Below are 25,408 nucleotides of genomic sequence, written 5' to 3'. Positions count from 1 at the left end.
GGAGACCTTATGAAGCTAAATCAAGCCACAGATTATGCATTTCGCATGGTCTTGCACATGTCTATGTTACCATTTGGTCAGAAGGTAACTGGCGGTGTGTTAGCTGAGCAAGAATTGATTCCAGAGCGATTTTTGCTAAAGATTATGCGTAGCCTTATTGCAGCGGGAATTATGAAATCATTCCGTGGCGTAGATGGCGGGTTTTCATTGAACCGCGAGCCAAAGGATATTTCAATGCTCGATATCATTAGAGCCGTGGAAGGGGAAGCGTATTTACAACGTTGTTTGTATGATGCTGGTTCTTGTTCAAAATCTTGTATGGGACATTGTGCAGTGAACGAGGCGATGGCCGTTATTCAAAATCAGTTAGTAGAGCAAATGCAAAGTGTTACCTTTGACAAACTGGCCGCTCGAGAACGTGTGATTTTAGAAGAGTTACAGGCTTATAAGCCACAGTATAAGGGATAAGAACTCATCAAGTGTGTATTTGTAGTTAATTCTAAGGAGGAAAACACATGTTTGAAGCACTGGATTTAGCTCGACTACAGTTTGCGCTAACATCTATCTACCACTGGTTATTTGTACCATTTACGCTAGGTATGACGGTGATTGTAGCTATTTTAGAATGGACATATGTTAGCACCGGTAAAGAAATTTATAAGAAAATGGCAAAGTTCTGGGGGAAACTATTTCTTATTAATTTTGCTATGGGTGTTGTAACAGGTATCGTTCAAGAATTTCATTTCGGTATGAACTGGTCTGAATATTCTCGATTTATGGGGGATATTTTTGGTGCACCATTAGCCCTTGAAGCATTAACGGCATTTTTCTTAGAATCAACATTTATGGGGGCGTGGATTTTCGGTTGGGAGCGACTCTCCAAAAAGGCTCATGCTGTAGTAGCTACTTTAGTGGCTATCGGTACTAATCTATCTGCTTTTTGGATTCTCGTGGCAAACTCTTTCATGCAACACCCAGTAGGTTATGTAATTAACAATGGACGTGCAGAGATGGATAATTTTGCAGCTATTGTCTCTAATGGGTATATACCTGGACAATTTGCACATATCGCATTTAATGGTTCCATGACTGCTGGTGTTATCATTATGGCTGTTAGTGCATGGCATTTGATTCGCAAAAGCAATATAGACTTCTATAGAACGTCCATTAAATGGGGTCTTGTTATTACACTAGTAGCAGGTACATTAGGTGCATTAGCAGGTCATCATCAAGGTCAATATGTAACAAAAGAGCAACCTATGAAAATGGCAGCTATGGAAGCATTGTGGGAAACACAGAATCCAGCTCCATTCTCCTTAGTTGCAAATATCGATACAGCAAAGCAAGAAAATACAAGTGCTGTTGAAATCCCTGGTGGCTTGTCTTTCTTAACACAAAATTCCTTCACATCTGGTAAAGTAGAAGGTATTAAAGATTTACAAGCAAAAGCAGAAGCAGAATACGGCCCTGGTAATTATATTCCAGACGTAGTTGCTATTTTCTGGACATTCCGTGTTATGGTTGTTACTGGTTCTATTATGTTATTAGTAGCATTCATTGGTTTAGTATTAAATGCAAAAGATAAATTGGTTGAAAATAAACGATTCTTAACGATTATTTTCTGGATGTTACCATTACCGTATATTGCTCAATCTACTGGTTGGTTTGTCGCTGAAGCAGGTCGTCAACCTTGGCTCGTATACGGTTTACAAACCACAGCTGATGGTGTATCTAAAGCGGTAGGTGCGCCTGAAATTATGACTACAATTATTGGTTTTACTGCGGTATATATTTTAGCTGCTATTGCAGCTATCTACCTTGCTGTAGAGCATATTAAAAAAGGTCCTGATGGACAAACGATTTACCATGTAGAAGAAAAAGAGGAGGCAAGATTATGGAACTAATTATGAATAACCTCAATGTAGTGTGGTTCATCTTGCTTTGCGTACTTTTTGCAGGTTTTTTCTTATTGGAAGGCTTTGACTATGGCACCGGCATTTTGCTTCCGTTTATCGGCAAAACCGATGTGGAACGTCGGCAAATGATTAATGCCTTAGGTCCTGTATGGGATGGTAATGAAGTATGGATGATTACTGCTGGTGGTGCATTGTTTGCGTCCTTCCCACATGTATATGCTACTTTATTTAGCGGTTTCTATTTGGCACTATTCTTGATGCTTGCAGTACTTATTATGCGTGGTGTAGCTTTTGAATTTCGGTCTAAAAGCCCTAATCGCACATGGCGTAAAGTGTTCGACTACTGTATCTTTATCGGTTCTATCGTACCAGCTCTTTTATGGGGCGTTACGGTAGGTAATCTTATCCAAGGTACACCAATCGATGAAACTATGACTTATGTAGGTACATTCTGGGATCTTCTTAGTCCTTATACTGTATTGTGTGGTATTGCGTTTATCTTGCTTTTCACCTATCATGGTGGCTTATTCTCTTGCATCAAAACAGCAGGGGCTATTTCTGAACGCTCCCGTGCAGCTTCTTTGGTAGTAGGTGTACCAACTGCTATTGGTGCATTAGCATTAGTTGTAGCTACCTATGTATATACAGACCTATTTAACTCTGTATTAGCTATGGTATGTTTTGCATTAGCTATCGTATTCTTTCTTGTCTCTTGGGGCGCTGCACGTACACGCAACACAAAATGGGGATTTGTATTTAGCTCTTTATCTGTAATCTCTGTAACTGCGGCATATTTTGCAGGTTTATTCCCTCGTATTATGGTATCTTCTTTAAACCCTGAGTGGAGCTTGACTATTACCAATGCAGCTTCCTCTGACTATACATTGGCGTTGATGACTGTAGTAGCACTCATTTTTGTGCCAATCGTATTGGCTTACCAAATATGGGTATACTGGATTTTCCGCCATCGTGTAACAGAAAAAGACCTTCATTATTAATTGCATATTAGAATTGTTGCATTGAAATTTTTCTAGCATAGGCGTATCGTTATAGAGCCTCACTGATGTAGATAATGTATATCTGCTTTCAGTGAGGTTTTATATAGCGGTACGCTTCTTTTTCGGTTCTTTGTCAAATGTTGAATTGATATCGTAAAAGTGGACGCATTTGACAAAGAGTCTCTTTTTTATGGTATGATGAATATAGTATATTGATAAATTTAGATTAGTAAGCATTATACAGATTTATCAATTTATACAATGTATAGATGTTATATTGTGTATTCTTATTTGTATGCATAGGTGTATCATTTTTTATAAAGGAATTCTTATGATTCAAAAAACAGCACTTACTGCAATGCGTCGTGAACGAAATCGGCTAATCCTATTATTGTTTACTAGTATAGGTAATAGTCTTAGTATTGTAGGTCAGGCGTGGTATTTTGCAACAATTATAGACCATTTTATTTTTGCTGATGCTACACTAGAATTTGAATTACAGAATATTCTAGTGCTCCTTATCATGGTGGCATTACGCTTAGTATGTGCGTACTTTCAAGAGCATAATGCCCAACTTTTAGGTGTTTCTGTGAAAGCACGTTTACGGGAAGAAGCGTTACAACATATTTTTAAACGGGGTATTCAAAAAGGGGAAACTCAAGGAGATACGATTCATCTGATCACAGAAGGTCTAGATCAAGTAGATGCGTATATAGCAAGATATATTCCTCAAATTATATATGCTATTATGATTCCTTTAGTGATGGGCATTGCTATTATGGGCACTTTGCCGATTATAGGGTTTATTTTACTTGGAACAGTGCCTCTTATACCATTTTTTATGATTCTCATTGGGAAACAAGCTGAAAAGATGAATCAAGAGCAATGGGAACGCATGAGTTTTCTATCTGGTCATTTTCTTGATGTGTTACGTGGTATTACGACATTAAAGGTATTTGGTCGTAGCGTGGAACAAATTCAAGTTATCAGTCGATTATCTAAAGAGTTTAAAGACTCTACTTTACGCGTGTTGCGTGTGGCATTTATTTCTGCCTTGGTGTTGGAGTTGGTTAGCACAATCAGTACGGCTATCGTTGCCGTATATTTAGGCTTAACTTTGCTTGATGGTTCTATCGATTTTTTTCCAGCTTTTTTTATTCTTTTATTAGCACCTGAGTTTTATACTCCTTTTAGACAATTGGGATCCGCTTTTCATACAGGTATGTCAGGTAAAGCATCTCTAGAGAAATTTGATGCGTTTATGAATAAACCATCTTCATTGCCAACAGGTGGCAATCAACATATTGCGGCACCTTTGCAAGAGATTACTTTCAACAATCTTACTTATACTTATGATGGTACAGAGAATGGTATACGAAATATTTCTTTTACAGTGAAACGAAATGAGCCTCTTTTATTGGTTGGTGAAAGTGGTGCAGGAAAATCTACAATCGCTCATTTATTAGGCGGATTTCTGCAGGCACCAAAGGGCTCTATTTTGGTTAATACTTATGACATAAATGATCTTTCCTTAGACTGGTGGCGCAATCAAATTGCATATGTATCGCAAAAACCTCATATTATGAAAGGGAGTTTACGAGATTGCATTACTTTTGGGCGCACTATATCCGATGCACAGCTATGGGAAGCTATTAACGACGCAGAGTTAGTAGATGTAGTAACTCGTAAGGGTTTAGATTTTATAGTCGGTGAAGGTGGAATCGGCCTTAGTGGTGGTGAATTGCAACGCATTGCATTGGCGCGTGCCTTTTTACAACAACCACAAGTATTAATTCTAGACGAAGTAACTGCTCATTTAGATATTAAAACAGAAGTTGCCATCGGTAGAGCTTTAGAGAGATTGATGAAGAATCGTATCGTCATTCTCATTGGACACCGGTTACAAACTATGCATTGGGCTAAACAGATTATCTTGCTCCATCATGGTCAATCCGTTGAATCAGGCACTTATGATGAATTAATGGCTCAAAATGGTTATTTCAACCAATTAGTGATGGCTGGTATAGGGAAATTTAATCTTCAGTATAATGATGAATATCATATAGATACGATACAATCCCAAACTCATATTGCAAAGCATGAGATAGATAGGGGAACTCACGCAATTGATATAGTAGTAAATCATAGTGGTACTAAGACTACACAGATCGATGCAAGTGTAGCTGTAGAGTCACAACGAAATAGATTTCGTGGATGGATCTTATTACTATCGGTATTAAGTCCTGCTAAATGGTCTCTAGTGCTTGCTTTATTTTTTACATTCATAACAGTAGGTATGAATGTGGGACTATTAAGTGTGTCGTCCTGGCTATTAGCGTCAGCTGCATTACAACCTGGCATTACTTATTTAAGTCTTGCTATTGTTGGCGTTCGATTCTTTGGCATTAGCCGTGCGGTAAGTCGTTATTTTGAACGATATACATCTCATCAAATGGCATTTCAAGGTTTATATGGATTGCGAGTATGGTTTTATACCCAATTAGAACCATTAGCACCAGCTATTTTTCGTAAGTGGGGTGCTGGTGATATGCTTGGGCGTATAATGGCAGATATTGAGGTATTACAGTTTTTTTACCTTCGCACATTGATGCCACCATTGTCAGCACTACTATTAACCATTTTAGTAGCCTATGGTGTAGGTACGATACACAGGGATTTATCTCTATTGGTATGGACAGCGGCTATGATAGCGGGGGTTATATTACCTTATAGTATTTATTGTTATCATCGGCACTCCTTGGTTACTATTAGCCAATCACAAGGGCAGATGAAATCCTATTTAAGTGATGTTCTTGAAAGTATGGAAGATATTATTAGTTACAATCAAGTTCAATCTACTATAGATAGACTACATACTTATATGCATGATGCGGAGCGTCATGTGCAGCGGATTGATAGGGGAATGAATGTTGGAAATACATTATTTTTAGCCATTGTTCAACTCGTTGTCATTATTGCTGCTATACTGGCAGCTCAAACCTTATCAGGACCGTGGACTAGTGTGATGGTTGCTGTTTGCGCAATTGGTATACAGGCTTGGTTTGAATCCCTACAACCCATGTTAGTAGCCGTTCACCATGGTTATGAAAGTAGCCTTGCAGTGAATCGTTTGTTAGCTATTAAGGAAGCAAAGCCACCAATTACACATATAGGGGAGTTTATTGTTGAAAATATAGAAACTATTACATTTAAGTCTGTCACATTTTCTTATGAAGCAAATCAAATTATTTATGATGGATTAAGTATGACCATACAAAAGGGGGCAAAGGTGGCTATTGTTGGTGCTAGTGGCTCTGGCAAGACTACTTTATTTTCTATTCTTGAACGTCTTTATGACTATAGCGGCACCATCAAAATAGGGAATATTGATTTAAAAGATATTTCTCTAGAATCTTGGCGCCTATTATTAGGTACTATAACACAACATACATATATATTTCATGCATCGTTAGAAGATAATATTCGACTTGCTAAACCGGATGCATCTAACGCAGAACTACAAGGTATTATAGATGCTGCTGGTCTAACGGGAGTTGTGCATAAATTACCTCAAGGTTTAGCTACCATAGTAGGGAATGGCGGCGTTGGACTCAGTGGAGGAGAACGACAACGGGTAGCATTGGCACGACTATTCTTAAAGAATCCATCGTTAGTATTATTAGATGAACCGCTAGAGGGTCTTGATCAAGTGTTACGTAAACAACTGCATAATCAGATTATGGCGTTTTGCAAAAATAAAACATTGCTGTATATTACACATCACTTAGAAGGTTTAGAATCGATGGACCGCATTATATTTATGGATAATGGCACTATTGTAGAGGATGGAACTTTTACAGAACTTATCAACAAACGAGGTGCCTTTTATGAATACTGTCGTTTATCTATGGCAGGAATTTAAGATAATATGATATGATATAAGTATATTGTTTAGAAATATACTTATATGACAAGTAAGTAATGGAGTTCGTATGACAAGAATCTTCACCAAATTACGTTCTTTGGTGGATGAAGCATTAAACGACCGTACCTCTATTATAAACGAGGAGTCACAAGTTGTTGTGGCTCCTCTTGAGCGAGAGTTATTTGATCATCGCTTATTATATATAGAAGAAGACATGGTGAATCGCATGTTGCGAGCCGCTCTTCGAAATCATTGGTTGTTCTATTCGGTTACTTTTGAATTTGAACCCAATAATCAGGTGTTCCTATCCATTATAACTAAATGGGGGAATGTGATTAATGTGGAATTTACCTTAGAAGATGTATGGTTCGATGATTATTCATCGTCCTTTGCCATACAATTAGATACAAATAATATAGATACAGGTGGGTTTATTTTAAATTCTATTTTACATCTATTAGGCAACTGGTGCCTTAGCTTATTTGGAATATTTTTTAATCCCATTTCGATTGGACATCAAGGGTCTACGGTTCGATTTGAGAAAAAAGGAATTATTCAATTCGATTTAATGCCAAATTCAAGGATTAAAAAATTTATTCCCTTCCCTGAACGCCGCGTAGGCAGTGAAGGACCCATTTTGTTAGGCAATCCAAAGACGAGTCAATCTGTTTTACAACTTGATTATTATGCTTTCCATGATCCTGTAGATACCTTTGCGGTGCCAGATGTACCAACGAGAACTAGTTGGGTTCGTTCTATCGATATTGCTGCAGTATTGCTACTACCTGTTGGCGTATGGATTACATTTATTATATTGCATCACTATTTGCCTACTGAAACGTTAGAGTTTTCTTTTTCTACATATTTCTTAATATCTCTTGGGATATTTATTATTTCATTTTTAGTTATGAATATTCCGCGATATGTGTATATGTATGTAGATTCTCGGAAACAATGGCAAAGCGCATTTGTACATAATAATATCAAGATTCAATTACGTAAATTGCATCGACGCATCTTCATGCAACAGGCATCTTTAAATAGTGATTGTGACGAATGTAGCGCTTCTGAACGGGAAGTACGTATCAAGCATTTGTTATTACAAATTCGTGATAAACGATTCTTAGCGAATCGTTTAAAATTAGCAGATGATGATCGAGCGCGTAAGCAAAAGGTAAAATTTATTATTGCCTATATTGGTTGCACTTTAATTGAATTAATGCTTTTAATAAATTGATTAGGTTTATAGAATGAAACATGTTTAGATAAATTCTACGTATCTCAATCTATTAAGAGTCCCAAAGGATCCTTAGGGATCCTTTTTGCATAAAAAATAGAGAGTAGCTAATGATTAACTACTCTCTATTTTTATGAGGTGCTGTTTTGTTACAGCCCGTTATTTATTAATAGATATGTATTCGTATGGTAAAACGAAGTGTGTTATTTTTTCTTACGTCGGTTTCGTACGATTTTACGTACTTTTTGTTCCTCTGGGGTTAGTGTTTTTAGTGTCGTTGTATCTTCTATATCATTTGGTCGATTCATAAAAGGTGGATATCCATATTGATTAGGTTCGTGTTGTCCAGGTAATATCCAGAACAAGAAACCAATTAACCACACGAAGAGGTCTAAGAAGTAATTGATAGGTGTGACAGCTACATAGGTATTGATAAAAGTTATAATGGCTGCCCATAGTAGTCCGGCCCAACCATTAAATCCAATATCGTGGACACGACGGACGAATAAGGCACAGCTTAGTGGAAATAAAAGGGTTTGTAATAGTCCAATGAAAATGCGTGTTCCATAGTAAGCGGGGAGACTTATTATATAGTCATATAGTCGTGCTTCTATGATATCTACTGCATAATAGAGCATCATGAGCGTTATAAAGAGTATAAAAAATTGTAGTCTATTTAAGCGGCCTGATAGATTGAAAATCGTATAGCCCATACGGCGTCCTTGAAAGGCTATACAAAATCCTACTAAGCATATGAGTACCGTTCGTAGCACAGGATAGAGTAAATCCATAAAGCCCCCTTTATCTAATGAATTATATCGATGTTTATAACACTTAGTATATCATGAACTATAGGATTGGACAATTTGCATAGCTTATGAGGTACTACATATGTTCAATAATATATATTACCGTATTATGTTGGTTGGTGGTTAAAATGATTTATAGTACATAATACTATTTTATATTTTTAACTGAAGTAGTTCTGGTAATACTAGTTCAAAGGCAATACCATGTTTCATGGAGTGAATTTGAGTTACTGTAGCTTGAATGGATTTTGTAGTAAAGTTCATAGCCAATTGTGCTGCTTTTTGTGGTGGCAAACCACGCATAATGGCGCCAGATAAAACGGAGGTAAATATATCACCGGTACCAGTTGCTTTCACAGGGATAAGTGGTAATGAATATGTATCGAGAGTGTCTGTTAAACCATTATAAATCGCGATAGTAGCCTTTTCTGTAGCAGCAGGTACACTAGTCATGATGACCATTTGCGGACCTAGTTGATGTAGAGCATAGCACATTTGATGTAATTCATCGGTAGTGATGGTATTGGTAGAGAATGGTTTGTCTAATAGGAAACAGGCTTCCGTATAATTGGGTTTCACAATATCTGCACGGCTCACGAGATGGCGCATAGCTACAACCATTTCAGGGGTGTAAATAGAATATAGCCTCCCATCATCAGCCATAGCAGGGTCGACGATGACCATTTTATCTTGACCAAAACGATTAATGGCTTCTTCCACAAGGTGGATTTGTTCTGGGGATGCTAAAAATCCACTTACAATAGCATGAAAATCAATTTCATTTTTCTCCCAACAGTCCATAAAATCTCGCAAATGATCGGATAAGTCGACAAATTCAAAATGTGGATATTCGAGATGATTGCTAAGGACTGCTGTTGCTAATGGCACGGCTTGGCACCGTAAGGCACTGATGATGGGAAGCATAACGGTGAGAGAGCAACGACCGATAGAACTCATATCTTGAATTGTTAAAATTCTTGGCACTGTATGTGTAGGTATATTCATGGTATCCTCCGTATATTCTTATGTATCTTATTGTACTGTATTTGGTAATACCTGTAAATGAAGCTGTATTGCTGTATCACAAGGCATGGTATAATTTATATATAGTACAGTAGAATGGTTTTTCTATTGCATGGAGGCGATTAGAATGACAAGGTATATTTTACGGCGCATAGGTAGCGCTTTTATTATATTATGGGTCATCATTAGTATTACCTTTGTATTAATGCATGCTATACCAGGCGGACCTTTCACAGATGAGAAAAAAATACCACCACAAGTTAAAGCGACTATAGAAGCAAAATATCATTTGCAAGATTCAGTATTTACTCAATATACAGATTATTTAGCCAATGTGATTACTGGTGACTTGGGTCCTTCCTATAAATATGAAGGCCGCACGGTTAACGATATTATTGGTGATGCATTTCCTATTTCGGCTCAATTGGGATTATTAGCTTTGCTAGTTGCTGTGGTAGGTGGGCTTGCAGCGGGTGCTATTAGTGCATTGCGACCTAATAGCATAGTTGATTATATTATTACTTTTGTGTCTACATTGGGCATGTCTGTACCGACCTTTATTATTGGTGCGGTGTTTGTCTATGTGGTAGGCTTTGAATTAGGATGGTTACCCGTTGCATTGTGGCGAGGTCCTGAATACATGATTTTGCCTGTCCTAACATTAGCAGCACAACCAATGGCATTTATCGCTCGATTGACGCGTAGTGCTTTACTTGATGTATATCAACAAGAATATATTCGTACAGCTCGCGCAAAAGGCTTAGGAGCCTGGACAATTTTTATTCGACATGCGTTGGGCAATGCAATCTTACCTGTTATTACTTATTTGGGACCTTTGGCGGCGGGATTACTAACTGGTAGTTTTATTGTAGAAACTATTTTTGCTATTCCAGGTTTGGGACAGTATTTTGTGACATCCATTTATAATCGTGATTATACAGTTATTTTGGGGATTACTATTTTCTACAGTGCCTTAGTAGTGGCTTTAAATATTATTGTAGATTTACTATATCCATTAATTGACCCGCGGGTAGCGACAACGAAGGAGGCATAATGAATAGAGATGACTTTTTGCCTATTGAACGAGATACGCATGTAGGAGATGTCTCTTTTGTAGTTAGACCTAATTGGTGGCAACGTTTTAAAAGAAATCGACTGGCTGTGATTGGTGCCTGTATTATAATAACTATGATTGTACTTGCTATAATAGGCCCTATGGTTTCTCCTTATTCCTATGCAGATCAATCCTTACTAGAGGCTAATCAAGGTCCTAGTTTAGTACATTGGTTTGGTACTGATACACTGGGGAGAGATATTTATACGCGCGTTATGTATGGTGCGCGCATTTCCTTGACTATTGGCATTGTGGCGGGCTTATTAAATCTTGTCATTGGCGTTATGTATGGTGGTGTATCTGGTTATCTTGGGGGCAAGGTTGATTACATCATGATGGCTATTGTAGACGTGTTATACGGCATTCCACTATTGCTATATGTTATTTTATTAATGGTTATCATTGGTCCTGGGTTAACTTCTATTTTCGCAGCCCTTGGTATTGCATATTGGCTTAATATGGCGCGTATTGTGCGTAGTCAGATTATGAAAGTAAAAGAAGAAGAATATGTTATAGCTGCTGAATCTATGGGGATTCCTAAGTGGAGAATCTTATGGCGCCATATCTTACCTAACTGTGTAGGGCCTATTATTATTACCCTTACATTAGCAATTCCAGAAGCAATTTTTACAGAAGCATTTTTGAGCTTTATTGGATTAGGTGTCAACGCACCGATGGCAAGTTGGGGTGTATTGGCAGCAGAAGGGATTAGTAGTATGCGCTCCTATCCATTTCAGTTAATATTCCCTGCTTTAGCCATTAGCATTACTATGTTAGGCTTTGTATTTTTAGGTGATGGGGTGCGCAATATTTTTGACCCTAAGGAAGGTGACAGATAATGAGCGAAATGTTAATTGATGTACGCAATTTGTCTATTACTATTGATACCTTTAGGGGGCCACTACAGGTTGTGCGCAATCAAGATATCGTTTTGCATTCTGGTGAAGTACTAGGTATTGTAGGAGAATCTGGTTGTGGTAAATCTGTAATGGTTAGTTCTTTAATGGGTTTGTTGCCGAAAAAACAAGCTAATATTAAGGCGGAAAGATTCACTATAGGTGGTAAAGATTGCTTAGGATTTGATGAATCTCACTGGAATGAATTGCGTGGTACTACGATTGCAATGGTCTTTCAAGATCCTATGACTTCTTTGAATCCAATTTTGACCATTGGTGAACAGATATACGAGGTCATTCATCGCAGTCATGCTTATGGCAAAGAATATGATGCACGGAAAATCGCTCTTGATATATTGACTAAAATGGGGTTATCTAGTCCTGAGCGACGATTGATACAATATCCTCATGAATTGAGTGGTGGTATGCGTCAACGAGTATGTATTGCTATGGCTCTAGCAGGACGACCTAACATTCTTATTTGTGATGAGCCTACAACGGCGTTGGATATTACTACAGAGGCGCAGATTTTGCGATTGCTACAAGACTTGGCAGTAGAATTGGGGATTGGTATTATCTTTATTTCTCATAATCTACGAATTGTAGCGCAATTATGTGATCGTGTTATGGTTATGTATGCTGGAAAATGCGTAGAATCTGCTACAGTAGAGGATATATTTAATAATCCACGTCATCCGTATACCATGGGATTACTCATGTCTTTGCCACAAGAAAAATGGCATGGTGAATTAAAAGCGATTGAAGGTCAACCACCGGATTTATATGAATTACCGCGAGGATGTTCCTTTACCCCTCGTTGTAAATGGGCTATGCGTATTTGTGGCAAACAAATTCCAATGATATCTACTGTTGGCAATCATCATGAATATACTTGTTGGTTAGCAAAATTGGAGGGACTTTAATGGGATATATATGGGAGACGGAAAATCTCGTTAAAGAGTTTACCTTATCTGGCGGCTTATTTAAACCGAAGCAAATAGTACATGCATTGCAAGGTGTGAGCCTTTTTCAAGAAGAAGGGGAAACACTAGGTATCGTAGGTGAGTCTGGATGTGGTAAATCTACATTTGGGTATACATTGATGGGATTGCATCAGGCTACATCTGGTTCCATTTATATTGATGGTCATAAGATAGACCCTTACAAAAAACGAAAAGCAGTACAAAACGTGATGCAAATGGTATTTCAAAATCCGTATGCATCATTAAATCCTCGTTTGAAAATACATACTATATTAGAGGAACCACTAGAATTAGATTCCCAATATACGCCGCGAGATCGCAGTATTCGCGTTAAAGAAGCATTAGAACAGGTGGGGCTTACTGTGGCTCATGGAGAACGATATGCCCATGAATTATCTGGTGGTCAGCGACAACGTATCGGTATTGCACGAGCATTAATTATGCAACCGAAGAGTATCATTTTAGATGAGCCGATTTCTGCATTAGATGTATCTATTCAAGTACAAATTATGACATTGCTTGAAAAACTGCAGGCTTTGTATGGCATTTCATATCTATTTATTTCTCACGATTTACCGATGGTGCGCTACATTAGCCATCGTATGGCGGTTATGTATTTAGGGGCTGTTATGGAAGTTGGCTCAGCCCGCGATGTTTGTGAGAATCCACAACATCCGTATTCAAAGGCTTTGGTGAATATGATTGGGCAATTGTTACCGCGGGCTCCTTTGGGGGAACCCTTACGAGGGGAACCGAGCAGCCCACTACATCCACCAAAAGGATGTTTATTTAGTGCTCGTTGTCCAGAAGCGGAAGGCCGTTGTTTTGATCAACGGCCGCCATTGAAACCGTGGATGGATCGTTACATTGCTTGTTGGCACATATAACGGGGGATTTATGGAAAAATTAATCGTTGGACAATCTTTAGAGAAGCAGTTACAGGAAGTTATTTGTAATGTAGCTCCTACAGGAACTATTTCCTATGTGGTAACGCGTCTAAGTGATGGAGAAGAACCGCAAATTGTAGCTGCTTTTAAGGAAACTATGATTCATGTTGGCGCCAGTATGGTAAAAACATTGATTTTAGAATATGTATTTCATTTAGCCTATGAAGGTCAGCTTGATTTGCATGATACAATTGCTCTTAGCCGTAGTCCTCGCGTAGCAGGGGCTGGTGTATTACAAGAACTGATGGGGAATCATAGTTTTACGTATTTGGAATTATGCCGTTTAATGATGGTGATTAGCGATAATTGGGCAACGAATTTACTCATACAAGCTTTGGGAATGGAATATATTAATGCTAGAGCCCACCAATTAGGGTTAGAGCATTTTGAAATCAATCGCTTTATGATGGATACTCTTGCTGTACAAGAAGGGCGTGATAATTATATTACAGCTCTTGATATGGCTAAGTTGCTTCATCATATATACAATTTACGCTATACCTTAGAAGGTCATGAAATGTGGTCTATCTTGGGACGCCAGCAATTTAGGGATATTTTGCCATTTCACTGGGGCGAAGATGTGGTATTTCATCATAAAACAGGATCTTTAGAAAATGTAGAACATGATGCGGGTATATTAGAAACGATGAATGGTGATTTTTGTTTTGTTATGTTAATGAGTCATGTGCGAAATGATGTAGCTAAACAATTGGGGGCTCAAGTGGGTCTTCGTATGAAAGAGTTTGTAGAGGATGCATTACCATGATGGGTAAACGAAACATTTTAAAATTCTTGGTGCTTGCTTTTGGTCTATGTATAGTGGCTTTTGCCTTTGGTTATGGACATAATGCTAACCAAATTGATGAACATACTATACGTTATGTGTTAGAACAAGAGCCCTCAACATTGGACCCCGCTAAGTCTAGTACATCTCCAGAAGCGACAGTACAATTGCAGCTATTTGATGGTTTGGTTCGTTTAAACGATAAAGGTGAACCAGAAGCAGCTGTAGCTAAAAATTGGGATGTATCCGATGATGGTACTGAGTATACATTTCATTTGCGATCCCATATAAAATGGTCTAATGGGGAGCCATTAACCGCTCATGATTTTGAATATGCTTGGAAAAGGGCGCTAAACCCTGATACAGGCGCATCCGCAGCGTACATGTTATATGTATTGAAAAATGCTGAAGATTATAATACAGGCAAGGCTAAAGCTAGTGATGTTGGTGTAAAGGCTATTGATGATGGTACATTGGTGGTTACCTTAGAATATCCAACAGCATATTTCTTAAAATTATTAGCATCTCATGGCTATTATCCCGTGAATAAATCTGCTGTAGAGGCCAATGAAAATTGGGGAAGCAATGCAGATACTATTATATCCAACGGTCCGTATAGGCTTATTAGTTGGCAACATAATGGAGAAATGCACTTCGTTAAAAACGACAATTACTGGGATGCTGATGAGGTAGTAACAAAATCGATGAATTGGCCTATTAGTGAATCCCAAAGTACTCGTTTAACCTTAGTTGAAGGTGGCGAAGCAGACATGATGGTAGAACCGCCTGTGGCGGACCAAGAGCGATTAGAAGAGGCAGGGCTTTTATACATTGGACCGATGTTGGGGAATTATTATTATATGTTTAATGTGAAAGCGGAGCCTTTCACAGACCCAAAGGTGCGAAAGGCCTTCTCTATGGTTATCAATCGTCATAATATTGTTAAAAATATTGTTAAAGGTGGTAAAAAAGAGGCTTACGCTTTTGTACCATTCGGCATGTTAGAAAGCAATGGGAAAGATGATTTCCGTGAAGTTGGTAGGGATTTAGTTTACGAAGATGTAGATCAAGCCAAGAAGTTAATAAGAGAAGCTGGATATGATGAAAAACATCCATTGCCAGAAATTACGATTTTGTATAACACTAGTGAGTTACACAAAGCTATTGCAGAAGCTTTTCAAGCTGCTTGGCATGATGCATTTGGGGCAGATGTAAAATTGCAAAATCAAGAAACCAAAGTATTCCTTGCCAATCGTGAAGCTGGTAAATACCAAGTAGCACGTGCCTCTTGGGTAGCTGATTATGGAGATGCACAAAACTTTTTAGAAGTATTCTCCGCTGAAGATAATGATAGTCAATATGAAAATGAAGAATATAATACGCTGATTGCTCAAATTAGGGAAACACCAGACGGCGCAGAACGTGATGCCCTCATGCATAGGGCGGAAAAAATGATCTTTGATGAATCACTTATTATACCTTTGTATTTTACAACACAACCATATGTAACAAATGGCTCCGTTCAAAATTATTTCTGGACTGTATTGGGGTTGGTAGACTTTAAAAAGGCATATAAATAAGATACACTAAAGGCGTATGATAGTACGTCTTTTTGTGTATTATAGATTATAAATATAGTATCTTTTTTTGCACCATAGAAATTCATTCTAAAATTACTAGGGCTTTTATAGTGGCGTCAAGTACGTATATCTGTAGTTAGAAGATACATTGAGTGAGGACATAATAATGGACTGGGTATATCCTAAACGGCTAGCACCGGGTATGACAATTGCCTGTATTGCACCCGCTAGTAGTAGTGATGAAGAATTACATACAATAGAAGCCATATGTGCTGAAAAAGGTTATCATGTTATATTTGGTGCATCCTGTTATCGTACTGGTTTATATGGGGGAACACCAAAGGAGCAAGCTGCAGAATTTCAATATATGATGACTACAGCTCCTTGTGATGCAGTATTGGCTCTTCGCGGTGGGTATGGAACGATGCGGTATGTTGATCAACTTGATTATGATGCTATAGGACATTATGGTAAGGCGTTTATTGGTTATAGCGACTGTACTGCATTGCATATGGCATTGCAACGATATAGCCGGCTCATTACTTATCATGGCCCGATGGGCGTTGATTTTAAGGAGTCTAGACAAGTCGATATAGATGCTTTATTTCATGCTTTAGAAGGGCATCTACAGGTAGTTGAACCACTGCCAGAACCACCGCGTGGAGCTATAGGTACTGAATTGGGCGATGGCATATTGCGAGGTGGTAATATGACGATGCTGTCCATGCTATGTGGCACAAAATATTTTATAGAAGATAGTAGTTTGGAAAATACAATTCTATTTTTAGAAGATGTAGGTGAAGCGCCTTATAAATTAGATAGAATGTTACAACAGTTGCGATTAGCAGGTGTGTTGCGTCGCATAAAAGGGCTGATGTTAGGGACTTTCACCAATTGTGAAGGGGACGATGATGAGCGAGATTATGATCTTGGATATGAAGCGTTGCGTTATATGGAAGAAGATCGCAGTGATGAGATGATAGAGCCTTTTGTATGTTATGTACCTACTGGACATGGCAGTCCGCACCAAACATTGCCTTTAGGAGCTCATGTGCATTTTCGATATATTTCAAATACCATCGTTGTATCCCCATATTATAGGAGGTAGATCGTGAGCGTATTAAATACGATGACATTAATTGAACGAGAAGATAAGGCTTGTGCCTATATTGATAGCATAGCAGATAAATTGAAATCATTAGGTACCTATTTACACGAACATCCGGAATTGGGGCAAGAGGAACATAAAGCAGTTCAATATATTAGTCAATTTTTGGAGGCCCATCGTTTTTCCGTTCAAGTCGGTCTTACCGATTATGATGAGTTGCGGACAGCTCTTCGTGGTGATTATTGTACAGATAGGCCTTATAAAATAGCTTTTTTAGGTGAATATGATGCACTTCCTAAATTAGGACATGGATGTGGACATAATCTCATTGCTATGATGAGTGTTGGAGCATCTCTCGCTTTTAGTAAAAGTGCACCTACTGAGTGGGGCACAACCTTTTTTGGGTGTCCTGCAGAGGAAACTATTGGTGGAAAAGTTTATATGGCAGATGCAGGACTGTTTAAAGGCTACGAAGGTGCACTAATCATTCATCCTGGTGGTGAAAATGAAATAGGAGGCACATCATTAGCTACTCATCCTTTAGAGGTAACCTTTTATGGGAGGTCTTGTCATATTGCATCGCTTACCGATAGTGGTATCAATGCTTTGGATTGTGCTGTAGATTTATATCAGTCGATTAAGGTTATGAAATCTTCTGTATTTCCTAAAGGGGCTGTTGTAGGGGCCATTTTTACTAGTGCTGGTAGCGCTCCTAATATAGTTACTGATCATGCTACATTGCGCATGACTGTACGCGGTGCCACAGTATCTGATTTAGAAACTATTATTTTACCCGCCATAAAACAAGAAGCTCAGCGTATTGCCGCATGTTATGGTGCTACTGTAGAGATGCATCATTATGAACCGCTCTTTAAAGATATGCGTCAGGATGAACGATTATTGTCGTTGTTTCAGCAGGTGATGACAGAATTTGGGGAAGTACCGCGTATACTACCAGATGATGAAGCTGATGGTAGTACTGACGTGGGCAATGTGTCTTATGAAATTCCAACGGCGCAGCCTACATTGAATATCGGTAAACACTTAGAGGAACATACCTTAGAATTTGCCTGTGCTGCTGGTTCAGAATTTGGTTTAGCCCAAGCTATTAAAGGGGCAAAAATAATGGCTGTTGTAGCCTTACGTTATGCCGTATCTTTTGAAGGGTAAGTTTTGACATATCAAGTAAAATCAATGTACAATAGTAGTATTAATTAATGTGTACCAAGCCGTCTTATATAAGGCGGCTTTTATTCCGGTGGAGATAGATAATGAGTGTATTAACCGTATCCAATGTGACCCATGGTTTTGGGGCTCGACAAATATTAGATGACGCATCGTTTCGTTTATTAAAAGGCGAACATGTGGGATTAATTGGCGCTAATGGGGAAGGTAAATCTACATTCCTTAATATCATTACTGGTAAATTGCCACCTGATGAAGGTAAAATCGAGTGGTCAAATCAAGTAACAGTAGGTTATTTAGATCAACATGCAGTACTTGAAAAAGGTATGACTATTCGAGATGTTTTACAACGTGCGTTTGATGATTTGTATGTGATGGAACAAAATATCAATGATGCTTACAACAAAATGGGTGATGTATCAGATGATGAAATGAATAAACTCCTCGAACAAGTAGGCGAATGGCAAGAGGTTCTTGAGCAACGTGGATTCTATGAAATTGATGCGGTTATTGAGCGTACTGCGGCTGGTCTTGGTCTAATGGATATCGGATTAGATCGAGATGTAACGGAACTGAGTGGAGGTCAACGAACGAAGGTATTGTTGACAAAACTATTGTTAGAAAAGCCGACGATTCTTCTTTTAGACGAACCGACGAACTATCTAGATGTGGAACATATTTATTGGCTACAAAATTATTTGCAAAACTACGAAAATGCATTTATTTTGATTTCTCACGATATGGAATTTTTAAATTCTGTAGTTAATGTAATTTATCATATTGAACAAGCCGTATTGACTCGCTACACTGGGGATTATAATCAGTTTCAAGCTGCATATGAAGTGAAGAAGGCACAAGCTCAAAAAGCTTATGAGCGTCAACAGCAAGAAATTGAACGCATGGAGGATTTCATTCAACGTAATAAAGCTCGTGTTGCCACTCGTGGTATGGCTAATTCTAGAGCTAAGCGATTAGAAAAAATGGAAATTCTTGAAAAGCCGAAGGAATACATTAAACCATCCTTTGGATTTAAAGAAGGCCGTACGCCGAGTCGCTTTATCGTTGAAGCTTTTGGCCTTGAAATCGGTTATGATGAGCCGTTAACTAGACCGGTAGACTTTCAAATTGAGCGCAATAAAAAAATCGCTATTCGCGGCGTTAATGGTTTAGGTAAAACAACATTATTGAAAACCATTTTAGGTTTACTAAAACCTGTAAGCGGTGAACTCGTAAAAGGTGAATTTTTACAAGTTGGCTATTTCGCCCAAGAAGATGCACCAGCTAATTCCGTAACGGCGCTAGATTATATTTGGAATGAATACCCTGCCATGACAAATGCAGAGGTACGTGCTGCATTGGCGAGATGTGGTTTGACAAATGAACACATTACATCTCAAATGCGCGTGTTATCTGGTGGTGAAAATGCGAAGGTACGTCTCTGCAAATTGATGCAAAATAAATACAATGTATTAGTATTGGACGAACCTACTAACCATTTAGATATTTATGCTAAAGAAGAATTGGCGCGAGCTTTGAAAGACTTTAAAGGGACTATCGTTCTCGTTAGCCATGAGCCAGAATTTTATGAAAGCTGGATTACAGATATTTGGAATATTGAAGATTGGACGACAAAAATCGTTTAGGAGGGCCTATGAATCAACGAGCAAAAGAAGGAATTGAGCAGTTTTTACAAGCTCTTTCTGTTGATACAAAGGCACCAGAATTAGAAAAAACACCTGCACGAGTAACGGAATTATTTGAAGAATTGTTTTCAGGTATAGGCTGCGAAACACGTGAACTGTGGGGAGATATATTTCCTACGGAATACAAAGGACTCGTAGCGGTGACGAATATTCCATTTTACTCTATGTGTGAGCATCATTTGATGCCATTTTTTGGCACCGTAGATGTTATATATCAACCTCATAATGGTTGTGTAGCAGGACTAAGTAAGTTCAACGATGTTATCACGGTGCTAAGTAGAAAGCCGCAATTACAAGAACGATTAACACAGGAAATTGCTAATGCTATTATTCATGATTTACAGGCAGAGGGTGTATTGGTAAGAGTGAAAGCCACTCAACTATGTATGTTGATGAAGGGCACTTTGCCACAAGGCTCACAAGTTATTACTATGGAAAGTCGTGGTGTACTTAGTGAAATGGGGACACTTCGTGACGAAGCATTGGCTATGTTAGGAGGCGCAGATGTATAAGCGTAGACAGTACAGTTGGAGTGACGGAAAAACATTGCAATTATTTGCCCACACATTAATTATGGGCATTTTGAATGGCACACCTGATTCGTTTTCCGATGGGGGACAACATAATACGCCAGAATTGGCGGCAGCTTGGACTCGCCAAATGGTGGCGGATGGCGCGGATGTCATCGATTTAGGTGTAGAATCTACACGTCCTGGTTCTACACCACTTACGGCAGAACAAGAAATCGAGCGGCTTAGCATTTTAATAGATCCTGTTTTAGAGGCGTCTTCTGTACCAGTGTCTATTGATACTTATCATGCTAAAACGGCAGATTATGCATTTTCTAAAGGTGCGCATATCTTAAATGATGTCTGGGGCCTTCATTATGATCCTGACATGGCAGCAGTAGCGGCTAAATATCATGTGCCTATTATTATCATGCATAATAGCAATGACACTAATTATGGTGATATTATCGAAGATATGAAGGCGTTCTTCTTTTCCGCTGTAGATAAAGCTTTGAAAGAAGGGGTGCAACCGCAACATATTTGGCTTGACCCAGGTATCGGTTTTGGCAAGACCGAAGCACAAAATATTGAAGTTATGCAACGGTTGGGTGAGATTACTGCTTATGAATATCCTGTATTGTTAGCCCCTAGTCGGAAGCGATTTGTTGGGTCCATGTTAGGTGGACTACCGCCAGAAGAGAGGGATGAAGGCACTGTAGCTGCTTGTATTACAGGTGTATTCCAAGGCGTTGACATGGTACGTGTCCATAATGTATTAATGCATAAACGGGCATTAGCTGTTGCAGATGGATTGTTGCGTAGTGAATAGGAGACACTATGGATAAAATCGTATTAAAGAATATGGGGTTTTACGGGTACCATGGCAATTTAAAATCGGAAAAATCGCTAGGACAGCGTTTTTTTGTAGATGTAGAAATAAAAACTGACTTAACGAAAGCGGGCCAATCTGATGAGCTAGAGGACTCTATCAATTATGTTGAGGTGTATAATATTGTCAATGCTATTATGACTGGTGAAAGTCGTAATTTATTGGAACGTTTAGGCGCTCTCATTGCGGATAAATTATACCAACATTATCAAGGTGTTGTGGGGGTAGCTGTCACTGTGCGTAAACCATCGGTACCTATTGCAGGTATGTTAGATTATGTTGAGGTTGTCACTACAAGAGGTCAAATGTAATGTATACCTACTATGTTAGCGTAGGATCTAATATAGGGAATCGAAAGAAGTATATAACGACAGCGTTTCAATCTCTACAAAAGCATGAGGGAATATATTCTGTTCTATCCTCGTCTTTGCTAGAAACTGAACCATGGGGATATACAGATCAACCTGTTTTTATTAATGCAGTATGGCAGGTGATTTCAACATTAGAACCACATACTATGTTAAAAGTATTGCAACAGTTGGAACAAGAGGCAGAGCGTGAGCGTACAATTCATTGGGGTCCACGAACACTTGATTTAGATATTATCTATGCGTTGCAGAGCGACGGTAGTTGTGTAGTATATGATGATCCTACATTACAATTACCACATCCTTATTTTTGGGAACGATTATTTGTATTGCAACCGTTACAGGAATTAGTGCCTCAATTTACTTATGAAGGGGAAACAATTGGTAATCGTATTGCTCAGTTAGCGCTGGATAGATAGGAAATATCAAGGTATTATGGGAATTAATATAGTCGAGGCGGTTTCGACTGTGCATATTTAAATGGCATAAATAGAGGCTACAATAAATCTATAAGTATGGTATAATTTAAGAATATTCATATATAGTGAGTGTAATTTGAGGATATACATGAAACAATCTTCGCAATCAGAAAAACGAGTACCACGGAAACGGGTACGACCAAATCGCACAGCTCGTGATCGGGAAATTGTCATCATGTGGGCTAAGCGAATTGCAGTGGCGGTTATGGTGCTGATTTTATTAGGACAAGCATACCGTTTAGTAGCTATATATCAAGAAAAACAACATATAGAACAGCAATTACATGAATTGCAAATGCGAAATGATGAGTTAGAGCAGGAAAAGGCGATGTTACAGGATCCGAAGACCATAGAACAAGTGGCTCGCGATGAATTGGGACTCGTTAAACCTGGTGAAGTACCATATGTAAAATAAGGTATATCTATCCATGAAATCAAGTATAGTTCGAGTAGTAGGTATAGGAGGCCAAATGGCAATCGAAGTTGGTAGTATTTTAGATGGTACTGTTTCAGGCATTACGAAATTTGGGGTCTTTGTTGATTTAGGAGAACAACAAACTGGCCTTGTTCACATTTCCGAGGTAACACATGGTTATATAGAGGATATTAATGATGTGTTACAATTGCAAGATGAGGTTAAGGTTAAGGTTTTATCAGTAGAGGGCAATAAAATCGGACTTTCTATTCGCCAAACACAGGAAATACCAAAATCTACAGAACGTCGCCCTAATCGACGACCAAAACAAAGTGCAGAGGCATTTGAGGCAAAAATGAAATCTTTTTTGCGCGATAGTAATGAACGATTGCATGATTTAAAACGAAATACGGAAGGGAAACGTGGCGGCCGAGGCGGTCGTCGCGACTAATGGACAAAGAGATGGCTACGGTCATCTCTTTATGCGTATTAGTTAGAAAGGATAAAGTATGAAACTTGCAGTTATAGATATAGGCTCTAATTCTATACGTTTATTGTTAGGTACTTATGAAAAAGGGCGTTGGTATAATGAGCCAAAACAATTGTGGACTACACGATTAGGGGCGTGTTATAGTGATGGTTCTCTTACTGAAGAGTCCATGGAAGCATCTTTTCAGGCATTTTCTGACATAGAATGCAAAATAGATACATACGGTGCTAAACATGCTCTTGCGGTTGCTACTAGTGCGGTTCGTGAGGCGGCAAATGGGGTTAGCTTTTTAGAACATGCCAAACAGTATTGTACTATGGAAACAAGAATTTTATCTGGGGATGAAGAAGCTATATACGGATTTAAAGGGGCACTGCAAGGGCGATTGCAGGATGGTATTCATTATGGAATCATCGATATTGGTGGGGGCAGTACTGAACTAGCAGTTGGCTCCGGTGATGATGTATATTGGAGTCGTTCTTACCCTGTAGGGGCGGTGCGTTTACAATCACTATCGGAAGAGGGGCCTCAAGCCGTTTGGGAAGAAACAAGGTTTTTGTGGGATCCAATGATGCTAGAAGGTGAGTTTGGTGATTTCATAGGTATTGGCGGTACTATTACGACTTTAGCGGCTATGGATTTAAAGCTGAGCACCTATGATTCTAAATTGATCCAAGGACATAAATTATCTCGTGAAACCATAGAGGGGTTAATTATGACTTTGCGATACATGAATCGTGAAGAGCGTTTACAAGTACCAGGGTTACAGCCAGGTCGTGTAGATATTATCACTAGTGGTGCAGAAATTCTCACATCCTTTATGGACGCTTATGAGATACCGCATATATTTGTTAGTGAGCAAGATGGAATGGAAGCGTTGCAACAAGAATGGATAGAAAAACAACTGCAATAGGAATCAAAAAAATACATAGAACCGTCAATTGTACATTAAAGAATGTCAATTTGTTTCCTAATCATGCACGCATTCTGATAGCCTGCTCTGGTGGGCCTGACTCGATGGTTTTGGTAGATATACTTTTAGCGTTATCTGTGCATCGTAAAGCTGATTGGCATATTGGAGTGGCTACTATGAATCATGGTATACGTCCAGAAGGCATAGAAGAACTACAGATGGTATCCGAATATTGTAGAGCGTTACAGATACCCTTTTATGGGACAACCATGGATATTCCTAGTTTAGCAAAAGACCAACATATTTCTTTAGAAACTGCTGGGCGTATAGGGCGATATCAATGGCTCATAAAAATAGCGCGTCAAGAAAAGTATGCGTATATCGTGACTGCTCATCATAAAGATGACCAATGTGAAACGATAATGGCTCATCTCATTCGTGGCGCAGGTATACAAGGCCTTGTAGGTATGGATGTGGTGAATTATACTTCTGATATACCTATCGTGCGGCCCTTATTAGATGTGAGAAAATGGGAACTTATTGAGTATGCAGAACTTTCAAATATTCCGTATTGTATCGATATGAGCAATTATGATACATCCTATACACGTAATCGTATACGTCATTTAGTGATGCCTGAATTAGAAAGCATTAATCCCAATGTGGTAGATACAGTGTGCCGTATGGGAGTCATTGCAAAAGAAGATACTCATTTTATAGAAACATCGGCTCGTTTGGTATATGATACATTGGTGAATGAACAGTTAACAGTGATCGAGGGTAGTGCTTATAATACGAATAGTGAAATTGAATCATCTTATGCGGTTCATATGAATAATGAAAACTGTATTAATATGCCTGTTCGTATGGTGCGACGTATATCACGTCGAGCATTGAGAAAACAGCCATTAGCACTACAGAGGCGCATTTGGCAACTGTTATGTACACCATTACAATTATCATGGGCACATCAACAGCAATTACAAGATATTGTTAATACTGGGGAGCCTAAAACTTTACAAATTCGCGAAGTTACAATTATTGCTCAATGTGATACAATATCAGTATATCTATTAGAACAAAAACCGCTGTAATACAGCGGTTTTTTGTTATATCGTCATATATTCGTCAAAAATC

24 protein-coding genes are annotated in these 25,408 nt (G+C 38.6%); 22 read left to right on the top strand and 2 right to left on the bottom strand.

Translation table 11 applies throughout. The features are described 5' to 3' along the window. Positions 1-9: 9 nt before the first annotated feature. From EO120_RS07895 to EO120_RS07875, 5 genes are all read left to right on the top strand, one after another. A complete protein-coding gene (locus tag EO120_RS07895) occupies positions 10-468 on the top strand; it encodes an RrF2 family transcriptional regulator (protein ID WP_127134938.1) in 459 nt (152 codons plus the stop codon). 47 nt (positions 469-515) lie between these two features. Next, positions 516-1,904 (top strand): cytochrome ubiquinol oxidase subunit I, encoded by a 1,389-nt coding sequence (locus tag EO120_RS07890; RefSeq protein WP_127134937.1) that lies wholly within the window; start codon positions 516-518, stop codon positions 1,902-1,904. Then, positions 1,895-2,914 (top strand): cytochrome d ubiquinol oxidase subunit II, encoded by a 1,020-nt coding sequence (cydB, locus tag EO120_RS07885; protein ID WP_127134936.1) that lies wholly within the window; start codon positions 1,895-1,897, stop codon positions 2,912-2,914. The genes EO120_RS07890 and cydB overlap by 10 nt, the downstream gene beginning before the upstream one ends. Before the next feature lie 331 nt (positions 2,915-3,245). Next, the gene (gene cydD, locus EO120_RS07880) at positions 3,246-6,836 is read left to right on the top strand and encodes a thiol reductant ABC exporter subunit CydD (protein WP_127134935.1); all 3,591 of its coding nucleotides are present in this window, start codon (positions 3,246-3,248) and stop codon (positions 6,834-6,836) included. A 70-nt stretch (positions 6,837-6,906) separates the two neighbouring features. Further along, positions 6,907-8,076, top strand: coding sequence for a hypothetical protein (locus EO120_RS07875; protein ID WP_127134934.1), 1,170 nt, complete (start codon positions 6,907-6,909; stop codon positions 8,074-8,076). A gap of 203 nt (positions 8,077-8,279) precedes the next feature. Here the strand turns inward: EO120_RS07875 and EO120_RS07870 are convergent, their stop codons facing one another. Continuing rightward, positions 8,280-8,867, bottom strand: a complete 588-nt coding sequence (locus tag EO120_RS07870; RefSeq protein ID WP_127134933.1) for a DUF805 domain-containing protein — start codon at positions 8,865-8,867, stop codon at positions 8,280-8,282. 171 nt (positions 8,868-9,038) lie between these two features. Further along, a complete protein-coding gene (locus EO120_RS07865; protein WP_127134932.1) occupies positions 9,039-9,890 on the bottom strand; it encodes a pyridoxamine kinase in 852 nt (283 codons plus the stop codon). 145 nt (positions 9,891-10,035) lie between these two features. Between EO120_RS07865 and EO120_RS07860 the strand changes: the two genes are divergently transcribed. The 17 genes from EO120_RS07860 to tilS all read left to right on the top strand — a co-directional run bounded on the left by EO120_RS07860 (position 10,036) and on the right by tilS (position 25,365). Then, positions 10,036-10,962, top strand: coding sequence for an ABC transporter permease (locus EO120_RS07860; protein WP_127134931.1), 927 nt, complete (start codon positions 10,036-10,038; stop codon positions 10,960-10,962). Then, a complete protein-coding gene (locus EO120_RS07855) occupies positions 10,962-11,861 on the top strand; it encodes an ABC transporter permease (RefSeq protein ID WP_127134930.1) in 900 nt (299 codons plus the stop codon). Before EO120_RS07860 ends, EO120_RS07855 begins: the two co-directional genes overlap by 1 nt. Then, entirely contained in the window at positions 11,861-12,841 is a 981-nt protein-coding gene (locus tag EO120_RS07850) for an ABC transporter ATP-binding protein (protein ID WP_127134929.1), read from the top strand. The genes EO120_RS07855 and EO120_RS07850 overlap by 1 nt, the downstream gene beginning before the upstream one ends. Beyond that, on the top strand, positions 12,841-13,788 hold the full coding sequence (locus tag EO120_RS07845) for an ABC transporter ATP-binding protein (RefSeq protein WP_127134928.1): 948 nt from the start codon (positions 12,841-12,843) through the stop codon (positions 13,786-13,788). Before EO120_RS07850 ends, EO120_RS07845 begins: the two co-directional genes overlap by 1 nt. A 10-nt stretch (positions 13,789-13,798) precedes the next feature. After that, on the top strand, positions 13,799-14,614 hold the full coding sequence (locus tag EO120_RS07840; RefSeq protein WP_127134927.1) for a serine hydrolase: 816 nt from the start codon (positions 13,799-13,801) through the stop codon (positions 14,612-14,614). Beyond that, entirely contained in the window at positions 14,611-16,212 is a 1,602-nt protein-coding gene (locus EO120_RS07835) for a peptide ABC transporter substrate-binding protein (RefSeq protein WP_127134926.1), read from the top strand. Before EO120_RS07840 ends, EO120_RS07835 begins: the two co-directional genes overlap by 4 nt. A 166-nt stretch (positions 16,213-16,378) precedes the next feature. Then, positions 16,379-17,320 (top strand): S66 peptidase family protein, encoded by a 942-nt coding sequence (locus tag EO120_RS07830; protein ID WP_127134925.1) that lies wholly within the window; start codon positions 16,379-16,381, stop codon positions 17,318-17,320. Between the two features lie 21 nt (positions 17,321-17,341). Further along, positions 17,342-18,490, top strand: coding sequence for an amidohydrolase (locus EO120_RS07825; RefSeq protein ID WP_127134947.1), 1,149 nt, complete (start codon positions 17,342-17,344; stop codon positions 18,488-18,490). A gap of 101 nt (positions 18,491-18,591) precedes the next feature. Next, on the top strand, positions 18,592-20,148 hold the full coding sequence (locus EO120_RS07820) for an ABC-F family ATP-binding cassette domain-containing protein (RefSeq protein WP_127134924.1): 1,557 nt from the start codon (positions 18,592-18,594) through the stop codon (positions 20,146-20,148). Between the two features lie 8 nt (positions 20,149-20,156). Further along, positions 20,157-20,720, top strand: coding sequence for a GTP cyclohydrolase I (folE, locus tag EO120_RS07815; protein ID WP_127134923.1), 564 nt, complete (start codon positions 20,157-20,159; stop codon positions 20,718-20,720). Further along, complete coding sequence (gene folP, locus EO120_RS07810; RefSeq protein WP_127134922.1) at positions 20,713-21,546, top strand: dihydropteroate synthase; 834 nt, start codon at positions 20,713-20,715, stop codon at positions 21,544-21,546. The genes folE and folP overlap by 8 nt, the downstream gene beginning before the upstream one ends. A gap of 8 nt (positions 21,547-21,554) precedes the next feature. After that, a complete protein-coding gene (gene folB, locus EO120_RS07805) occupies positions 21,555-21,917 on the top strand; it encodes a dihydroneopterin aldolase (RefSeq protein WP_127134921.1) in 363 nt (120 codons plus the stop codon). Further along, the gene (gene folK / locus EO120_RS07800; RefSeq protein ID WP_127134920.1) at positions 21,917-22,393 is read left to right on the top strand and encodes a 2-amino-4-hydroxy-6-hydroxymethyldihydropteridine diphosphokinase; all 477 of its coding nucleotides are present in this window, start codon (positions 21,917-21,919) and stop codon (positions 22,391-22,393) included. The genes folB and folK overlap by 1 nt, the downstream gene beginning before the upstream one ends. A gap of 148 nt (positions 22,394-22,541) precedes the next feature. Beyond that, positions 22,542-22,868, top strand: a complete 327-nt coding sequence (locus tag EO120_RS07795; RefSeq protein WP_127134919.1) for an FtsB family cell division protein — start codon at positions 22,542-22,544, stop codon at positions 22,866-22,868. Positions 22,869-22,923: 55 nt separating this feature from the next. After that, positions 22,924-23,319, top strand: a complete 396-nt coding sequence (locus EO120_RS07790) for a S1 RNA-binding domain-containing protein (protein WP_127134918.1) — start codon at positions 22,924-22,926, stop codon at positions 23,317-23,319. Positions 23,320-23,377: 58 nt separating this feature from the next. Next, positions 23,378-24,271 (top strand): Ppx/GppA phosphatase family protein, encoded by an 894-nt coding sequence (locus EO120_RS07785; protein WP_127134917.1) that lies wholly within the window; start codon positions 23,378-23,380, stop codon positions 24,269-24,271. Further along, positions 24,247-25,365: a tRNA lysidine(34) synthetase TilS gene (tilS, locus tag EO120_RS07780; protein WP_127134916.1), complete on the top strand. Its 1,119-nt coding sequence runs from the start codon at positions 24,247-24,249 to the stop codon at positions 25,363-25,365. Before EO120_RS07785 ends, tilS begins: the two co-directional genes overlap by 25 nt. The last annotated feature ends 43 nt before the right edge of the window (positions 25,366-25,408 follow it).

Source organism: Veillonella caviae, assembly GCF_003992125.1.
In the GTDB taxonomy this organism is placed as follows: Bacteria; Bacillota; Negativicutes; order Veillonellales; family Veillonellaceae; genus Veillonella; species Veillonella caviae.
This window is presented reverse-complemented; position numbering and strand designations above follow the sequence as displayed.

What these genes read in the sequence shown, in the direction of transcription:
- EO120_RS07895 (WP_127134938.1), top strand. Translation starts at nt 10, where the DNA reads ATGAAGCTAAATCAAGCCACAGATTATGCATTTCGCATGGTCTTGCAC.
- EO120_RS07890 (WP_127134937.1), top strand. Translation starts at nt 516, where the DNA reads ATGTTTGAAGCACTGGATTTAGCTCGACTACAGTTTGCGCTAACATCT.
- cydB (WP_127134936.1), top strand. Translation starts at nt 1,895, where the DNA reads ATGGAACTAATTATGAATAACCTCAATGTAGTGTGGTTCATCTTGCTT.
- cydD (WP_127134935.1), top strand. Translation starts at nt 3,246, where the DNA reads ATGATTCAAAAAACAGCACTTACTGCAATGCGTCGTGAACGAAATCGG.
- EO120_RS07875 (WP_127134934.1), top strand. Translation starts at nt 6,907, where the DNA reads ATGACAAGAATCTTCACCAAATTACGTTCTTTGGTGGATGAAGCATTA.
- EO120_RS07870 (WP_127134933.1), bottom strand. Translation starts at nt 8,867, where the DNA reads ATGGATTTACTCTATCCTGTGCTACGAACGGTACTCATATGCTTAGTA.
- EO120_RS07865 (WP_127134932.1), bottom strand. Translation starts at nt 9,890, where the DNA reads ATGAATATACCTACACATACAGTGCCAAGAATTTTAACAATTCAAGAT.
- EO120_RS07860 (WP_127134931.1), top strand. Translation starts at nt 10,036, where the DNA reads ATGACAAGGTATATTTTACGGCGCATAGGTAGCGCTTTTATTATATTA.
- EO120_RS07855 (WP_127134930.1), top strand. Translation starts at nt 10,962, where the DNA reads ATGAATAGAGATGACTTTTTGCCTATTGAACGAGATACGCATGTAGGA.
- EO120_RS07850 (WP_127134929.1), top strand. Translation starts at nt 11,861, where the DNA reads ATGAGCGAAATGTTAATTGATGTACGCAATTTGTCTATTACTATTGAT.
- EO120_RS07845 (WP_127134928.1), top strand. Translation starts at nt 12,841, where the DNA reads ATGGGATATATATGGGAGACGGAAAATCTCGTTAAAGAGTTTACCTTA.
- EO120_RS07840 (WP_127134927.1), top strand. Translation starts at nt 13,799, where the DNA reads ATGGAAAAATTAATCGTTGGACAATCTTTAGAGAAGCAGTTACAGGAA.
- EO120_RS07835 (WP_127134926.1), top strand. Translation starts at nt 14,611, where the DNA reads ATGATGGGTAAACGAAACATTTTAAAATTCTTGGTGCTTGCTTTTGGT.
- EO120_RS07830 (WP_127134925.1), top strand. Translation starts at nt 16,379, where the DNA reads ATGGACTGGGTATATCCTAAACGGCTAGCACCGGGTATGACAATTGCC.
- EO120_RS07825 (WP_127134947.1), top strand. Translation starts at nt 17,342, where the DNA reads ATGACATTAATTGAACGAGAAGATAAGGCTTGTGCCTATATTGATAGC.
- EO120_RS07820 (WP_127134924.1), top strand. Translation starts at nt 18,592, where the DNA reads ATGAGTGTATTAACCGTATCCAATGTGACCCATGGTTTTGGGGCTCGA.
- folE (WP_127134923.1), top strand. Translation starts at nt 20,157, where the DNA reads ATGAATCAACGAGCAAAAGAAGGAATTGAGCAGTTTTTACAAGCTCTT.
- folP (WP_127134922.1), top strand. Translation starts at nt 20,713, where the DNA reads ATGTATAAGCGTAGACAGTACAGTTGGAGTGACGGAAAAACATTGCAA.
- folB (WP_127134921.1), top strand. Translation starts at nt 21,555, where the DNA reads ATGGATAAAATCGTATTAAAGAATATGGGGTTTTACGGGTACCATGGC.
- folK (WP_127134920.1), top strand. Translation starts at nt 21,917, where the DNA reads ATGTATACCTACTATGTTAGCGTAGGATCTAATATAGGGAATCGAAAG.
- EO120_RS07795 (WP_127134919.1), top strand. Translation starts at nt 22,542, where the DNA reads ATGAAACAATCTTCGCAATCAGAAAAACGAGTACCACGGAAACGGGTA.
- EO120_RS07790 (WP_127134918.1), top strand. Translation starts at nt 22,924, where the DNA reads ATGGCAATCGAAGTTGGTAGTATTTTAGATGGTACTGTTTCAGGCATT.
- EO120_RS07785 (WP_127134917.1), top strand. Translation starts at nt 23,378, where the DNA reads ATGAAACTTGCAGTTATAGATATAGGCTCTAATTCTATACGTTTATTG.
- tilS (WP_127134916.1), top strand. Translation starts at nt 24,247, where the DNA reads ATGGATAGAAAAACAACTGCAATAGGAATCAAAAAAATACATAGAACC.